The sequence below is a fragment of the Shewanella colwelliana genome (assembly GCF_001735525.1).
Lineage (GTDB): Bacteria > Pseudomonadota > Gammaproteobacteria > Enterobacterales > Shewanellaceae > Shewanella > Shewanella colwelliana.
Window position 1 is genome coordinate 1 of the sequence record NZ_MCBT01000001.1, and the last position, 16,223, is coordinate 16,223.

Consider the following 16,223-nt stretch of genomic DNA (forward strand, 5'->3'; position numbering starts at 1 on the left):
GCGTTAAAACTTAAAGTGGAGGCGCGACCCGGAGTCGAACCGAGATCGACGGATTTGCAATCCGCAGCATAGCCATTCTGCCATCGCGCCATACATTGAATGTCTAAGTCCAATAATAATTGGAGCGACATATCGGGTTCGAACCGATGACCTATACCTTGGCAAGGTATCGCTCTACCAACTGAGCTAATGTCGCATATCTTAATACGTTCAATCTCAGCCAAAGGTATCCTGAAGAAGCTTTCCCCTGACTGCGGAATGGCATTCTACCGATTTAACTAAAAGAGTCAACGTGAAAAACAACAATAATTGAGTTTAATTAACTGTTTGCTGCAATAATCGCCTTTATGTTTTTTTGTTCGTCAAAATGGTGATTACATAAACAAAAACGCCTTGGCAATGGCCAAGGCGTTTTGTGAATTAAGCTAATTTACGCAACAGGTAGCGATTGGTAATGCAAACCAAGCATCTTTTGCATCACACCAACAACTTGGCAGCTATAACCAAATTCGTTGTCATACCAAACGTATAAAATCGTTCTATTGCCTTCAGCAATCGTTGCTTGGGAATCAACAACGCCGGCATAACGCGAGCCAACGAGATCCGATGACACTATCTCTGTTGATTCGGTGAAATCTACTTGATTTTGCAACTCAGAGCATAAGGCAACATTACGAAGATACTCATTCATATCTTGTTTGTTGGTTTCGCCATTCAAGTTAAGGCTGATAATCGCCATAGATACATTTGGCGTTGGTACACGAATCGCATTACCTGTTAGCTTACCCTCAAGCACTGGAAGCGCTTTAGATACAGCCTTAGCCGCGCCAGTTTCTGTGATAACCATGTTTAACGGTGCACTGCGGCCACGACGATCGGCACTATGGTAGTTATCAATAAGGTTTTGATCATTCGTATAAGAGTGAATAGTCTCAACATGACCATTTACAATACCGTATTTGTCATTAACCGCTTTTAATACTGGTGTGATGGCATTCGTCGTGCAGCTTGCTGCAGAGACGATAGTATCTTCATCAAGAATGTCATTCTCATTAACGCCGTATACGATATTCTTAATCGCACCTTTTGCCGGTGCAGTTAACAACACTTTTGTGGCACCGTTAGACTTCAAATGCAGCCCTAGACCGGCTTCATCTTTCCAGATACCTGTATTATCGACAACTAACGCATCATTGATACCATACTTGGTGTAGTCAATCTCATCTGGCGAATTCGCGTAGATGACCTGAATGTAAGTACCGTTTGCAATGATTGCATTATTTTCTTCATCAACTTCTACTGAACCATTAAATGGACCATGAACTGAATCACGACGTAATAAGCTGGCACGTTTTTCTAAATCGCCTTTACGACCACCGCGTAACACGATCGCCCGCAAACATAGTTTGTTACTTACGCCCGTTCTTTCAATTAGCAGGCGCGCAAGTAGACGACCAATGCGCCCAAAACCGTATAGTACGACATCACGTGCTTGCTGATTATCATCATGGTCGATAGCTGATGCCAATGCTTGGCTCATGTAGGCTTCAACTTGGCTTGCATCGCTATGTTCACGCCAGTAATTGATCGCCAGCTTACCGATATCAACTTTACATTGTTTTACGGCAAGTTTGCTTAATGCCTCGACAAACGGGAAGCTTTCACGCAATCTTAATTTATCACCAACATGACGACGAACTAAGCGGTGAGACTTAATGATTTCAATTGTTGAAGCATTAAGAAGGGGTTTACCGTATAGAACGACTTCTACACCCTGGTTACGATATAATTTTCCCAATAACGGCTGCATTGCCTCAGCCATTTCGAAACGTTCTTGCCAACTTTGTAGGTGTTTATCAGCGGTCATTTACAGATCCTTTATCTCACTTTAACTACTATATTTGTAGAAATGTTTGAGTAACAAAAAGAAAAGACCAATAATCTATTATTATCGGAATATAATTCCTCGTATTGGTCGGCGACATTGTAAAGAAAAGTCGCCTTTCGATCTAGTAAGATATTTTCTGTAACCGTGTAATAATATTAGAAAAAACCACGAAAGGATGTCCGATTGCGCAATTACTTTGTAATCATTACACCAATAATATCGATTTTAATGATTTCGATGCTATTTGGCTGCGATAATGGTGCTAATACAACCACGATATGTAAAAATAATCCTGAACTTTGTGACGATCTACATAGCGATAGTTGGTGCAGATTTGAAAAAGCGGACCTTATTAAAAAGCGTTTCCTGCTGAAAAATACCCCTAACCCAACAGGTAAACAGATATATCAGCAACTAATCAACCTCGAAAACTATAGCAAGTGCATCGAACTTGCTGCTGGCGTACAACATATTCTCCACCCTGAACGCACCAACGACAGAGTTCGGGCTTTTGGGATCAGTGCCCAAAACCTTGCTCAGCTGCAAGATTCAACTAAAGACAGCACAGATCTCTATCTGTCATTTTACCACTGGATAAGATTTGGCAATCTCAACGCCCAAGCCAGAGTGATCCATGCAGAGGTCAATAATGAGATAACCGACCCACTGATCCTTGCTCACCTAGCGGCCTACTATCAAAAATCCAATATTGAGCGAGCAAAGACGCTCTATTTGACGTTACTTGATTTGGTATCTCCAGAACAGGTCAACCCTGACTGGTTACTTGGTTTAGCCAGTATCTACCAACAGAAAAGTGATCTAGAGAAGACCTACCTGTTTTCTAAAGCCAATGTCTTGATGACTAAAAACACCGCATCAGACGCTAGAATGTCAGCCTTGATTAATGGTGATGTTCAGCTGCAATCATTTTTAGATAAACAAGCCGAAAGCTTAGTTGAACAACTTAAAAATGGTGACTACCCTTCTAGTGAACTTCGCCAGCAGCTTAATCGCCCATCAGAAAAATAGCTTGGGATAGAATGGCTCGTCTGGCCACTGAGCAAAATGTTTGCCACTAGTATTTTTTTTACAAAATAAACACCATTTTTTGTAAAAAACCTGATCTTTGTAAAGAAACCAGCAAAATTGTTAAGCTAATTGGCGCATAACGCGGGATATTACTTGACGATAGCTGTCAATTTGGTAATTTTACTACCAGATTATTTTTATACATTACCTGAGGGATATGAGATGACTATCCGCGTTGCAATTAACGGCTATGGCCGTATCGGAAGAAACGTACTTCGCGCACTTTATGAAAGTGAAAAAGGCTATCCAATTAAGATCGTTGCGATTAACGATCTTGGCGATGCTTCAATCAATGCTCACCTAACCAAGTACGATTCAGTACATGGTCGCTTCAATGCAAAAGTTGAACATGATGAAGAAGCTATCTACGTAAACGAAGACAAGATTAAGACGTTTTCTGAGCGTGATCCAGCTAAGCTTCCTTGGGCAGAGCTAAACGTTGACGTGGTGTTCGAATGTACCGGTATCTTCACTTCAAAAGAAGCTGTTCAACCTCACCTTAATGCAGGCGCTAAAAAAGTTATCATCTCTGCACCAGGTAAGAATGTTGATGCAACCGTTGTTTACGGTGTAAATAACAATGAAATCACTGCAGACATGACCGTTATCTCTAACGCATCATGTACTACAAACTGTTTGGCACCTTTTGCTAAGCCGTTAAATGACGAAATTGGTATTGAATCAGGTTTAATGACCACTATTCATGCATACACCAATGATCAACGTCTATCGGATGTGTACCACACCGATCTACGTCGTGCTCGTGCAGCGGCCATGTCAATGATCCCAACTAAAACAGGTGCAGCGGCTGCTGTCGGTTTGGTTGTACCTGAACTTGCAGGCAAGTTCGATGGTTTAGCGGTTCGTGTACCAACCGTAAACGTTTCACTGGTTGACCTATCATTTATCGCAGCTCGAGACACTACAGTTGAAGAGATCAACGCGATTATTGAAAAAGCGGCAAGCGTTGCGCCAATGAGCGAAGTATTAGCGGTAAACAAAGAGCCGTTAGTCTCTATCGACTTTAACCATAATCCATACTCATCAAACTTTGATGCGACACAAACCCGTGTTAACGGTCGTCTAGTTAAAGTTATGGCTTGGTACGATAACGAGTGGGGTTTCAGTAACCGCATGCTAGATAACGCAGTAGCGTTGATGACAGCTAAATAATTAGCCTCAACATAGAAAAAGGAGCCTTATGGCTCCTTTTTTATGCTAATGCTTTACCTCTACAATCACTTCATCTAATTGATGAATATTCGCATTCATGTAGCTCAATAGAATCTCTTTTTCGACGGGTATCAGCTTTGCAGTCAAGATATAGCGGTAGAGGTCTAAGCTTCGCTTCTTTTGCTGCAGTAACGACTTAATCGGTACTCTTGTATCGGCGAGGTAGTGAGCCAGTAAAAAATCTCTGACTAACATACATTCAGAATTAACCAACATCTTTACTATCTCCGCAGGGCGTCGACTCGCAAAATTCGCTTTCTCTCGCAAACTTAATGAGCCTACATACAACTCTCTCAATGAGTCTATTTGCTGTACTTGGGACATACCTGCTCCAACTGATCGCCTATATTGGTGGTGTCGAGTATTTTAATGGGCAAAAGCTGAACAGAGTCTTAATCGTAAGATGGAGCTAATGAACAAAAGGCTGATATTAGATCTGTATCACACTTATAATGACACCGAGAAAGTTTATATAGTCGCCTGGCACACATTAAGAGCAGCACATTTTTGGTTAGCGTTTAGAAACGATGATTTTTATGGCCTGAAAACAGGTACAAAAAAGGCCCATAATTTGAGCCTTTAAAAATTGGGGAGCAAGTGCAACACTAGTTAAGCACAACATAACCTCGGTTGGCCATACAGTTACGTAAGATGGTTTGTTTTTCATCTTGAAAGGACTTCTCAGCCGCCCTTTTACTGCTATTTCTATTCAAAAAACCACCCGCGACACCAACGCCAGCACCGGTTTTCGCACCACTGGAACCACTACCACCTGAAATGGCACCAACTGCCGCCCCAACAGCAGCCCCCTTAACGGCACCAGAGACCATACCGCCCTCAACTTTATCCTTTTGCGCTTGGTTCGATAGCTCAGTGCATTGATGCAGATCGTAGGTATAGTCTTTTTCATCTACACCTGATTTATCAATAACGACATTTGCACTGGCAGCGCCATGAAATAAAAATAGAGTGGCAATTAGTAGGGCTTTCTTCATCGTGTCACCTTTGTTTTATAAATTTACTGTGCTTCGCTCAGTAGTTCTAAAATAATAGAAAGATATTAACCGACAACAACTGTACAAATGCTTAATAAAGATTCGAGTAATTAAATCAGTAACGCTTTATGCGAACCACTTTCATGATTTCAAAATCAAAGCCTGCTACGGTTTCAGTTTCAGGATAATAGGTCATGTTGACTTTCTGGCCTTGTAAGCTGCGATACTTCTTGGTTCGTTTGAACTTAAACGGGGCGTCACAGCCCTCAATGGTGATGGTATGTTGTACCCATTCTTCAATTTCACGCTGAGTGTGAGACAGGATCTTAACCCCTTCTGAATGTACCAAACTCTGGTGGGTATCAAGCATTTTATCTACAACATGTTTCATAACGAAGCCTTAGAACGTAAGCGTTTCTATACCTAGGTGAATGTGAGAATAAAAAATTATAGAACATTCAGAAATTTTTGCGTTTAACGCTTCATCATAACAAAATTGGCAACTAAAAGTACCGATCCTTTAGCCAGGCATAGTGGTAATACCCTCGCTGGCCTAAACGCCTTAATCCTGCGTAAGGAAATTTAGGTATTTGCGTTTGATATAGCGGTAGATTGGGTACTGTTTCTCCCACTATACTCTGTGCTAACCGATAGGCAGCTTGTGCGCTATACGCGACACCTGAACCACAGTAGCCCAAACTGTATCCAACCCCATTTTTGCTAAACACATGAGGCATATCATCGAGAGCGGCCGCAATCCATCCGGTCCAATTATGTGTGACAGTACAATCAGATAATGCTGGAAAGCAGTCGGACAATGCAGATAATAAACGTTTTTGATAAATGGGGTCTTGAGCGTTTTTACCAGTGATAGCCCCTCGACCACCGAATAAAAGACGATTATCAGGTAAAAGGCGGTAGTAATATTTTAGCAGCCTTGTATCCATGGTAACTTGATGAGTCTTTAAGCCAGATAAGGCCAATTGTCGCTCGCTTAGCGGTGCAGTGACGATGATATTACTTAAAATAGGGAGAAATCGCTTGTCGATAATACCATTGAACTTTTTTGGGGTATAAGCATTACCAGCAGTGATCACCTTATTTGCTCTGACTTCACCATGCTCGGTTAATAGGCGATGTTGACCACCTTCTGTTAACCAATGTGACACGCAACTTGATTCGTAAACAGACACGCCACTAGCAATCACGGCCTCTTTATAGCCTAATACTAACTTGAGAGGATTTACCCCAAAACCATCATTCAGTCGCAGTGCGCCATAGGCCTGATAATTGTTCATGTATTGAGCCTGAAGATCTTCCTTGCTCAAAAACTCGCTACTGTCGCCTAGGTGTTGCTGCATAAACGCCGCAGTAGATTTGAGTTTTTCATAAGCTCGCTGATTATGAGCTACCTTGATATATCCATGTGCCTGCGTATCACAATTGATATTATGGGTAGTAATGAGCGACTCAACACGTTGTACCGCCTCAGAAAACTCTTGATATACGCCCTGGGTCGTCTCCAATCCCCAGCGCTTTGCCATCTGCTGGTAGCCTAAGCGTCCCGAGCCCTTTAAAACAAAACCTGCATTTCTTCCGCTCGCCCCAAAACCGATTTGATTTGCTTCAATAACACAACAGTCAACATTGAACTCACTAGCCAAATAATATGCGGTCAACAACCCTGTAAAGCCTCCTCCAACAATAGCAACGTCGGTTTGGCATATTCCATTTACGGCTGGCTGAACCTGTGGACACTCTACCGTAGATGCCCAATAGGAATCGGGCCAAGGCTGGTGATGTGGGGATCGGGTAATTAACGGATCATACGTCATGGCAATAACCTAAATTTCTAACACTAGGATGAGTTAATAAAGTAGCAACATCTCACAAGCGGTGCAGTGACATGATTCGCCGCACAATACGCAAACATAATCGGGATGATCCGGGTTATTATTCCATCGATTTGGATGCTCTTTTATTAATCGGCCACCAGCACGAGTAAAATATCCGACAGCTGAATTATCCGGGCTTTGTTTCCAGAGATGACTCAAACCTCCGACCGCTCCTTGCTTTTGAGTCGCAGTTATTGACGCCCTTAATAGTGAACCTCCAACACCTTGGCCTCGATATTCCGTCGCGACGGTATTGCATTTAAAATAGCAGAGCTGCTCGGTCGGTACATCCCACGAGGCAGGCGTACACCAACGGTCAATCGTCCACGAACCCGGTGCATAGGTGAGTCTGAAACCAATAAGGCGCTCATTGTCTAAGGCAACGAAGTTAGCGTTAATCCCGTCTTTGCTCCCTTTGCTCGCGATCTGCTGCATCATCTCAGCATCCAAATAACCATCACCATGGACATGGTTTCCCAGTGCGATCACTTGGCTAAAATATGGAGTTGTGAGTGGTATTATTCTAATCGGCATATTATAAAGTAATCATTTGCTGCATTTACTGTCGATTAACACTACAGTAACATATAGGCGATAATCAATCATAAGCACCTATCTAAGACAAAATGACACCGCGAGTAAGGGAATATAGTGCAACCAAATTTTGCCCAGTTAAATATCCAAAAGAGACTCAAATTACTTGCCTCGCACCCCAAATCAACATGGCAATCTATTAAGCTGATTTGGGCTAATTTAACCTTGCCGCAGCGATTCTATTTGATCGCTATCGTATTATTTTTTGCCGATAGCCAATTAGGCACCATTGCCGTTATTACAACCATTGCGTTAATGCTAGAGTTCTGGCCGCTATTTACTCGACTGTGGCACTCACTAGCCGGTAAAGCCATACTGTTGCTGTTTTACGCGATCGTGGCAAATTTTGCTTTAGTCATGACAAGTAGCACTGTTAACGAAATTGTCGGTGTGCCAGCAAGCCATTTTAGTTACACCCATAACTTTGCAATCTTGCTTTTTCTTCCAGCTTGGGTCATTGCCATCAGTGCTATAGCATTACTGATGGCACAGATAATTGTGCCTTTTTATATCATAATTTTGTTGATACTGCGGCCTTTGGGTGTTAAGAACTGGCGTTTGACCGATAATAAGCACTATCGCTTTATCACGATGATCGTACGCTTTATTCTCTCATCAATTGTGCTCTACCATGTGTTTATGTTGGTGGGCAATGTGGAACAGAATGTCGAGGATACCTTTAATAACTTAGCAATCATTGAACAACCTCAATCAAATAATGCCATAGACGAGATGGGCCAAACGATAGCCAGCAAAACTCCAACTGTTGAGGTATGGGCTGAAGAAACTAAGTCCGAAACGAAGCCTAAAGCACTTGAAGAAACAAATAGTATTAAGTCATTAACTGCTGACGAACCACTTCCAGACGAAGCGACCTATGCCCGTATTAGACAAACCTATCAAACTCAAGTTAGGCAGTTAATAGCCCATTTTGCATTCAAATTAGAAAGCGACAAACGTTCACGCTGTTACAAGCAGCCAGGCTCCTCCGTGGTTGAACTCAATGATTATGAGATTCTAGAGATCATTCCCGATAAAACCGTAAAATATCAATATCGTTTTGAAGTGAAAAAATGTATTTCGCCAGCTTTTCCTGAATAATCCTCTTACTTTGAAAAGCTTGCATTAGGGGTAGGTCTTAACTGATATGCTTTAACAGATCATTGAGTGAGTTGAGCCCCTCCAAAGCCTTATTAACTGCGACTTAATAAGATTTTGGAGGACTTATCTCACAATGAATCACATTGAATCGCAATCGAATTATGCTAGTTACGAGTGCTACCAAGGAATGGTTTCACCATTATAATTAAAAAACTGCCCGGTTTGAGCAAGGGTCAACTTAGCGATAGTTTGTGCCATCCCGTGAACCGATTCTTCTACCGTTATCAATGCATTGGGGCCTCCCATCTCTGTTTGCACCCAACCGGGATGCAAGACGACACACAAAGTATTTTGCGGTAGTAGATCGATAGAGAGGCTCTTAACGACAGCGTTAAGGGCCGATTTTGAAGACCGATATAAGTAACTTCCTCCACTCGTGTTATCTGTCATACTCCCCATTTTAGAAGAGAGACAAACCAGCTTAGAATTTTCACACTTTGCCAGCAGCGGCGCTAAGTGCTGCGCGACCAATAATGGTCCCATCGCATTAATAGCAAACACCTTATGCCACTCCGTGATGTCTACTTGACCAAAAGCATAGCCTTTTGGACCGTAATAACCTGCATTATTTATCACTAGGTCTACCTCGGCATCCCCTAATGCAGTGACAAAGTCGCTAATTGATGCCTCACTCTCCACATCAAGAGAATAAACAGAAAGTGTGGTACATTGCTCTGCTAACTCATTCAGTTCATCGGCATGATTCGGTTGGCGGCAGCACGCAGCAACAGTATAGTCCTTGTCTAAATAGTACTTAACAAGTCCTAAGCCAATACCTCGGTTAGCACCAGTGATCACAACATGTTTTGTCATACATTACTTCCTGAATTAGCGCTGAAATAAATCGATAAATACATACTGGCGGACCTACCCTACTTTTTAGCTAAGTAAATATCGATGAGCTCAGTTAAGGTGTCATGGAAATGTTCTTCAAACTCTTCCAATGATTTATCAAACACGGCCAAGTATTGTGCTGCTTGAGGACGGGTGAGCCCTTTTCCTGCAATGGAATATTCAATTTCATCTAAAGATTTGTCATATCTAGGCAGTGGTCGCCATTTAATAAACTCAGCATCAACACGCTTTAATGCCCCATTAGCAAAGCGGCAGAAATTAGCGATGTGGTCGATCCCATCAGGTCCTAAGCAGCCAGGTTCTATTCGGCATAAGAGCACTAACTTTTTGTTATCAGATAACCCTGTCATGAAACCTCCTACTCAACTCTTGCTATTAATTATAACCTCGAAGGCTGGATACGCTCGAAAGCTATTTAATCTAACTCTAACTAGCCTTTAAATCTGACGCTATTTTTGTCACAATCACGTCAATCTTAAATCCAATTATGACTCTCATTTGAATTTAGCAAACTACCTATGCCAAACACTTAATGCAAGTGAAGCCATTAAACTTGGAACATTACAGCGCCTTTGGAGCGGTTACGGTGAAATTGCAAGGTATAAACTACTACATAATGGCAAACCACAACGCTACATCGTTAAACTAATAACACCGCCTAAGAACGCGTTACATCCCTACCAGTGGAATAGCGACATAGGACACCAACGCAAGTTACATTCTTATCAAGTTGAAAGACAGTGGTATCAGCACTGGTCTAAACGTTGTCACAAAGACACTTTAATACCTGTTTATTATCAAAGCCTTGACGATACAACCTCAAACCAGACCATTATCATTCTCAGCGACCTGGATCAAGCTGGTTTCACTAAACGTTACGAAAAACTGGACGGCATACAGGCTCTCGCCGTCATTAAGTGGCTAGCGATTTTCCACGCAAGCTTTATTAAGGTTAATCCAACCCCACAATGGCCCGAAGGTTTATGGACAACAGGAACCTATTGGCACCTTGAAACACGGCAAGAAGAGTACAATGCGATGCCAGATAGCCAACTAAAACGGCTAGCAGCTCACATTGACGCAAAATTAACTCAATGCCCTTTTCAGACCATTGTGCATGGTGATGCCAAAGTGGCGAACTTCTGCTTTTCTGAACAGCCGGCCCCCACTTGTCCCCCTAAGGTGGCAGCCGTGGACTTTCAATACGTAGGCGGTGGCGTTGGCATTAAAGATTTAATCTATTTTTTGGGCAGCGCGTTATCAGAACACCAATTAGAGAATGGCTATGAATCTTTCATTAACGCTTATTTTTCAATACTGTGTGCTGAGCTACAAACCAAACTTTTAACATCTGAAATCGTAAAAATAGAACAATCTTGGCGTGAATTACTGCCCTTTGCGTGGGCAGATTTTCACCGCTTCCTGGTTGGTTGGCAGCCTCAACATCACAAGCTGAATAATTTTAGCCAATCAATGACACAAATCGCATTAGATCAAGACAACTTATGAGGTAGGATGAGACATGCGCTCGGTAGTAAAATAGCGCAAAGCAGCTAAACTGAAAGCAAGAGAGTTGTCGGTATACGTAAACGGGTGCGTACCCACGAACAACATTTTGTTCACTAATTCGGCATCGCAACTCTCTTTCAAACACTAATCACTCCCATCTACGCATGCTGTAACAATTTTCACACACCTATTTACATAATAGACCTTTCACATTCACCTCATTTCGTTAACATCTACACTTTATATCTCTATATCGTCAGATCTGCGTTTGTTAATTACTTCGTGGATTAGAGTAACTTAGCTTCAACAAGAGGAAGTGTTTGTGGCTACCAAAAAGCAAATTATATTACCTATCATCGTTTTAGCCGCGGGTATTGGCGGTTTTTTGGCAATATCATCGATGAAAAAACCACCAGAAGAAAAAGCGATTGTTGATAATACGCCCGTAGTCTCAGTCGATATTATTAAAATGGACCCCATGGTATTTACCGTTAACTCCTACGGTATTGTTAATGCCAAATATGAAACCGAACTCGTCTCTCAAGTTAATGGCGAAATAGTTTATCTGTCAGAAGCTTTTGTTAGAGGCGGTTTTATTAAAAAAGGGGAAGTGCTCGCGAAAATAGATCCGAGTGACTATGAAGCCGCATTGACCGATGCCGAAGCAAGCCTAGCCTCTGCTCGCGCGACCCTAGTGCAAGAAAAAGCCTATGGAAAAGTAGCTGAAGAAGAGTGGAAACGCATTAAAGACGGTGTCCCCACCGAACTAAGCCTACGTAAGCCACAATTAGCACAAGAGTTAGCCAAGCTGAACTCATCAGAAGCGGGGTTAAAGCGTGCTAAGCGTAATTTAGAGCGAACTATTATCAAAGCCCCTTATGATGCACTAATCGAAAACCGTACCATTGGATTGGGCTCGTACGTAAGCATGGGTACGCCGCTTGGTAAGCTCCTTAGTACAGCTCAGGCAGAAATTCGTCTCCCCCTTGCAGATAAAGACATACGTTACCTTGATAATAAAGGACTCGGTGCCTCAGTCACCATTCAGGGGCAATTCGCCGGATTGCAACAACAATGGCAAGGTAAGATTGTACGTAGCGAAGGTGTGATCGATAACCGCAGCCGTATGACCTATCTCGTCGCCCAAATAGACGATCCCTACGGACTGCATGACAACAAAAATCAATTACGGTTTGGCAGTTACGTTACGGCGCATATTGATGGTACTAGAGCGGAGAATGTCACCACCTTAGCTCGCCATCTGATTGTCGCAGACAAAGTCGCCATATTAGATGACGAGAAAAAATTGAAATATCAAACCGTTAATGTTGTCCGCCAACAAGGCGCACTGGCTGTGATCAGTGATGGCCTAGAAGATGGCATGCAGGTGATCACATCAGCATTAGACTACCCCATTGAAGGGATGCAACTAGCTTTACCTGGTGACAAAAAAGCGATCGATGATCCTAGCGCAGAGCCTACGCAATTAGCGATGGAAGAAAAGGAATAATCTGATGGCTGATACAAACAGAGGTATCATCGCTTGGTTTGCGCGAAATAGTGTTGCGGCTAACCTGCTGATGATTATTATTATTTTAGGCGGATTACTGACGGCTAATACAATCCGCAAGCAGTTTTTTCCTCAAGTAGAAATTAACTGGGTTGAATTTAGCGCCTTTTATCCGGGTGCTGCCCCTCAAGAAGTCGAAGAAGGGATCACCATTAAGGTTGAAGAAGCGCTCGAGCGAGTGCAAGGACTGAAACGTGTGATCACCTACTCTAATCGAAATTCAGCATCTGGCTACTTTCGAATAGAAGACTCTTACGATCCGCAAGTGGTACTCGATGAAATAAAGTCTGAAATTGATTCTATATCCAGCTTTCCTGATGGCATGGAGCGCCCAAGAGTCGAGCGAATCAAATTACGGCAAGAGGTGTTTTACATTAGCCTTTATGGTGATGTAGGGCCAAAGCAGTTAAAAGAGCTTGGAGAAAAAATCCACGACGAATTAATGCAACTGCCCTTGGTGAATATTACCGAGTTCTACGGCGGTCTGGGTTATGAAGTCGCCATCGAGGTGAGTAAAGATAAGTTAAGGGAGTTTAACCTGTCCTTTAACGATGTCGCCAAAGCGGTTCGTGGCTATTCACGCAATATGTCAGCTGGACAAATCCGCGCGGAGAATGGCTACATCAACTTAAGGGTTCAAAATCAGGCCTACGTGGGTTATGAGTTTGAAAACCTCCCACTCATTACCTTAGAGGATGGCACTAAGCTACTACTTGGAGACGTCGCGACCGTCATTGACGGTTTTGAAGAAGGCATTCAATACTCTAAGTTTAATGGTAAAAACTCGGTGACCTTTTTTGTTGGCGCGTCCAACGATCAAAGCATGACCGATGTCGCCAAAGTTGTTAATCAATATGTCGCCGATAAACAGGATGTATTGCCCCAGGGGCTAAAATTAGAGACTTGGGTAGATATGACCTACTACCTAGAGGGACGACTTAACCTCATGTTGGACAGCATGAAGAGTGGTGCGGTGTTAGTGTTCTTTATGCTGGCGCTTTTCCTGCGCGTTAGGCTGGCATTTTGGGTCATGATGGGACTGCCAGTTTGTTTCCTAGGTACCCTACTCTTTATGCCAATGGCGATGATTGATGTCACTATTAATGTCATCAGTTTGTTTGCCTTTATTCTGGTACTTGGGATAGTTGTCGACGATGCCATTGTGATGGGTGAAAGCGCCCATACTGAATGTGAAGAACATGGGCAAAATATTGAAAATGTTATTCGAGGTGTCCAAAAGGTCGCGATGCCAGCAACATTTGGGGTGCTAACGACCATAGCAGCGTTTTTACCTATTACACTCGATGAAGGTCCCTCTTCAGCCTTTGGCCAAGCGATTGGTTTTGTGGTGATCCTCTGTTTACTATTTTCGTTGGTAGAATCAAAACTTATTTTACCCGCTCACCTTGCGCGCATGAAGAAAAAAACAGTGATCAAACCTGGCACCAAAAATCCTATCGATTTTCTTCGTATGGGAGTGAATTTCCTTCAAGCGAAAGTCGATAAAGGGTTACAGTTTGTGATAAAGGACTTATATCACCCATCGTTGACCTTAGCCGTAAAATACCGCTATGCGGTGATCACCCTGTTTATCGCCTTTATCATGGTGTGTGCTGGTCTCTATACCGGCGGTATTATCCGTTACGTGGGTCAACCCAAAATCCCTCATGACTTTCCACGGATCAGCGTAGAGATGAATGTCGACGCATCTGAAAATGCTACCCTATCTGCTGCGTTAGCAATTGAAAAAGCGCTATATAATGTAGATAAAAAACTTGAGGCGCAGTATGGTCAGAAGATGATTTCTGACATGCAAGTTGACCTAGAGGGTCGCACTCGTGCACAAATCATGACTAAACTTGTCGACCCAGAGTTACGCCCTATCGATACATTCGCATTGGCTGAACTGTGGCGTCAAGCCATGCCCCTTATCCCAGGAGTTAAATCATTTAAGATCCAAGATAACCTCTTTGGGGGCGGCCGAGATGATGGTGATATTAGTTTCCGTCTTGAAGGTAAAGACGACGCTCAGCTAATTGCCGCAGCTCAAGAGCTTAAAGACAAGCTTAATACCCTTAAGGGGGTTGGTGATGTTAACGACAGTCGACAATCAAGCGCTAAAGAAGTGCAATTTAAACTCAAACCGTTAGCAAACAGCGTTGGGCTGACCCTTGCCGATGTGGCTTCTCAAGTCAGTGCTAGCTTCTATGGTATGGAAGCACAACGTATTTTACGAAACGGTGAAGAGATTAAAGTCATGCTTCGCTACCCTGAAGAGCAGCGCAACTCTATCGCACATGTCACTGAGGTGATGATCCAAACCCAACAAGGTGCTGAGATCCCGCTATCTGAGATTGCTGACATTGAAGTTACTCAAGGTGTTAGTGGAATACGTCGTGAAAATGGCAATAGAACCATTAATGTATGGGGCTCTGTTGATGCCGCGCAAGCTGAGCCGTTTAAGTTAGCTCAAGATATTCGCGACAATTTTATGCCTGAGTTATTAAAGAAGTATCCACGGGTAAAAACCGAGGTGTCAGGAAATATTCAAGAGCAGCTAGATAGTGCCAATACCCAAATGAGAGATTTCATCATCTCTCTATTGGTAATTTATAGTTTGCTTGCTATCCCGTTAAAATCGTATCTACAGCCAGTAATGATCATGTCAGTGATCCCATTTGGAGTGATTGGCTCGGTGCTGGGACACATGATACTTGGTATTGACTTAAGTGCCCTATCGCTATTTGGCATCATTGCTGCGGCGGGTGTAGTCGTCAACGACTCCCTCGTCATGGTTGATTATGTTAACCGTGCAAGGCTTGCCGGTGTGGCAATGAAAGTCGCTGTGATTCAGGCTGGCTGTCGACGATTTAGAGCAATTTTGTTGACGTCTCTTACCACGTTTATTGGTCTGGTACCCATAATGACTGAGACAAGTATGCAGGCTCAAATGGTTATCCCTATGGCTGTGTCACTGGCCTTTGGCGTCCTGTTTGCTACCGTCGTGACACTTGTACTCATCCCTTGTCTCTATGTAATGATCGAGGATATGAAACAGATTGTGAGCCGAATTGGCCACAACTTCTTTGGTAGTAGTACAAACCAAGATGCAGCCCAACAGCACTAACGTATAACGTAGGATAAAAGCCCGCTAAAACTAGCGGGCTTTTTTTGGATCGTCAATGGCACGAACTTTTACCATTTAAGCAAACGAGGTGACGATAACAGGAGAGCATTTTTTTGCTCTAACCTTGAGGTTGCAAACTTTAAACAGTAGGAACACTCTGGTTAAAACTGCCCACTCAAATATCGATGAAACTCATATAGCGAAAGCCCGCTATGTTTTGATCACGGCCAGTTTAAAGCTGTGCAGAGATTACTGGTTTTAACTAACAGGAACCCAAGAGTTCAAATCGTTTTTATGAGCCTTTTAA

14 protein-coding genes and 2 tRNA genes are annotated in these 16,223 nt (G+C 42.9%); 6 read left to right on the top strand and 10 right to left on the bottom strand.

The window, feature by feature from the left end:
• Positions 1-16: 16 nt before the first annotated feature.
• The 3 genes from BEL05_RS00005 to BEL05_RS00015 form a co-directional block, all read right to left on the bottom strand.
• Positions 17-90 (bottom strand) — tRNA-Cys (locus BEL05_RS00005).
• Positions 91-120: 30 nt separating this feature from the next.
• Positions 121-196 (bottom strand) — tRNA-Gly (locus tag BEL05_RS00010).
• Positions 197-430: 234 nt separating this feature from the next.
• Entirely contained in the window at positions 431-1,867 is a 1,437-nt protein-coding gene (locus BEL05_RS00015) for a glyceraldehyde-3-phosphate dehydrogenase (protein ID WP_028765091.1), read from the bottom strand.
• Positions 1,868-2,125: 258 nt separating this feature from the next.
• On the opposite strand from BEL05_RS00015, the gene BEL05_RS00020 reads away from it, so the two are divergent.
• Together BEL05_RS00020 and gap are read left to right on the top strand one after the other, a co-directional pair.
• Positions 2,126-2,917: a DUF2989 domain-containing protein gene (locus tag BEL05_RS00020; protein WP_245686910.1), complete on the top strand. Its 792-nt coding sequence runs from the start codon at positions 2,126-2,128 to the stop codon at positions 2,915-2,917.
• Positions 2,918-3,139: 222 nt separating this feature from the next.
• Complete coding sequence (gap, locus tag BEL05_RS00025; RefSeq protein WP_028765089.1) at positions 3,140-4,150, top strand: type I glyceraldehyde-3-phosphate dehydrogenase; 1,011 nt, start codon at positions 3,140-3,142, stop codon at positions 4,148-4,150.
• Between the two features lie 45 nt (positions 4,151-4,195).
• On the opposite strand, the gene BEL05_RS00030 is transcribed toward gap, so the two are convergent.
• From BEL05_RS00030 to BEL05_RS00050, 5 genes are all read right to left on the bottom strand, one after another.
• Entirely contained in the window at positions 4,196-4,534 is a 339-nt protein-coding gene (locus BEL05_RS00030) for a hypothetical protein (RefSeq protein WP_028765088.1), read from the bottom strand.
• Between the two features lie 281 nt (positions 4,535-4,815).
• A complete protein-coding gene (locus tag BEL05_RS00035) occupies positions 4,816-5,205 on the bottom strand; it encodes a glycine zipper family protein (RefSeq protein WP_069669909.1) in 390 nt (129 codons plus the stop codon).
• 115 nt (positions 5,206-5,320) lie between these two features.
• Entirely contained in the window at positions 5,321-5,596 is a 276-nt protein-coding gene (locus BEL05_RS00040) for a hypothetical protein (protein ID WP_028765086.1), read from the bottom strand.
• A 112-nt stretch (positions 5,597-5,708) separates the two neighbouring features.
• Positions 5,709-7,040, bottom strand: coding sequence for an NAD(P)/FAD-dependent oxidoreductase (locus BEL05_RS00045; protein ID WP_069669910.1), 1,332 nt, complete (start codon positions 7,038-7,040; stop codon positions 5,709-5,711).
• A 33-nt stretch (positions 7,041-7,073) separates the two neighbouring features.
• Positions 7,074-7,634 carry a GNAT family N-acetyltransferase gene (locus tag BEL05_RS00050; RefSeq protein ID WP_069669911.1) on the bottom strand — a complete coding sequence of 187 codons (561 nt, stop codon included), beginning with the start codon at positions 7,632-7,634 and terminating at the stop codon, positions 7,074-7,076.
• 117 nt (positions 7,635-7,751) lie between these two features.
• Between BEL05_RS00050 and BEL05_RS00055 the strand changes: the two genes are divergently transcribed.
• Positions 7,752-8,795 carry a hypothetical protein gene (locus tag BEL05_RS00055; protein ID WP_083250266.1) on the top strand — a complete coding sequence of 348 codons (1,044 nt, stop codon included), beginning with the start codon at positions 7,752-7,754 and terminating at the stop codon, positions 8,793-8,795.
• 177 nt (positions 8,796-8,972) lie between these two features.
• Here BEL05_RS00055 and BEL05_RS00060 read toward each other — a convergent pair whose 3' ends face one another.
• Both BEL05_RS00060 and BEL05_RS00065 read right to left on the bottom strand, forming a co-directional pair.
• On the bottom strand, positions 8,973-9,668 hold the full coding sequence (locus tag BEL05_RS00060) for an SDR family oxidoreductase (protein WP_069669913.1): 696 nt from the start codon (positions 9,666-9,668) through the stop codon (positions 8,973-8,975).
• A 59-nt stretch (positions 9,669-9,727) separates the two neighbouring features.
• Complete coding sequence (locus BEL05_RS00065) at positions 9,728-10,060, bottom strand: hypothetical protein (protein WP_069669914.1); 333 nt, start codon at positions 10,058-10,060, stop codon at positions 9,728-9,730.
• A 148-nt stretch (positions 10,061-10,208) separates the two neighbouring features.
• Between BEL05_RS00065 and BEL05_RS00070 the strand changes: the two genes are divergently transcribed.
• From BEL05_RS00070 to BEL05_RS00080, 3 genes are all read left to right on the top strand, one after another.
• Positions 10,209-11,219: a phosphotransferase gene (locus BEL05_RS00070; protein WP_069669915.1), complete on the top strand. Its 1,011-nt coding sequence runs from the start codon at positions 10,209-10,211 to the stop codon at positions 11,217-11,219.
• 322 nt (positions 11,220-11,541) lie between these two features.
• Positions 11,542-12,729 (top strand): efflux RND transporter periplasmic adaptor subunit, encoded by a 1,188-nt coding sequence (locus BEL05_RS00075; RefSeq protein ID WP_069669916.1) that lies wholly within the window; start codon positions 11,542-11,544, stop codon positions 12,727-12,729.
• A 4-nt stretch (positions 12,730-12,733) separates the two neighbouring features.
• Entirely contained in the window at positions 12,734-15,916 is a 3,183-nt protein-coding gene (locus BEL05_RS00080) for an efflux RND transporter permease subunit (protein ID WP_069669917.1), read from the top strand.
• The last annotated feature ends 307 nt before the right edge of the window (positions 15,917-16,223 follow it).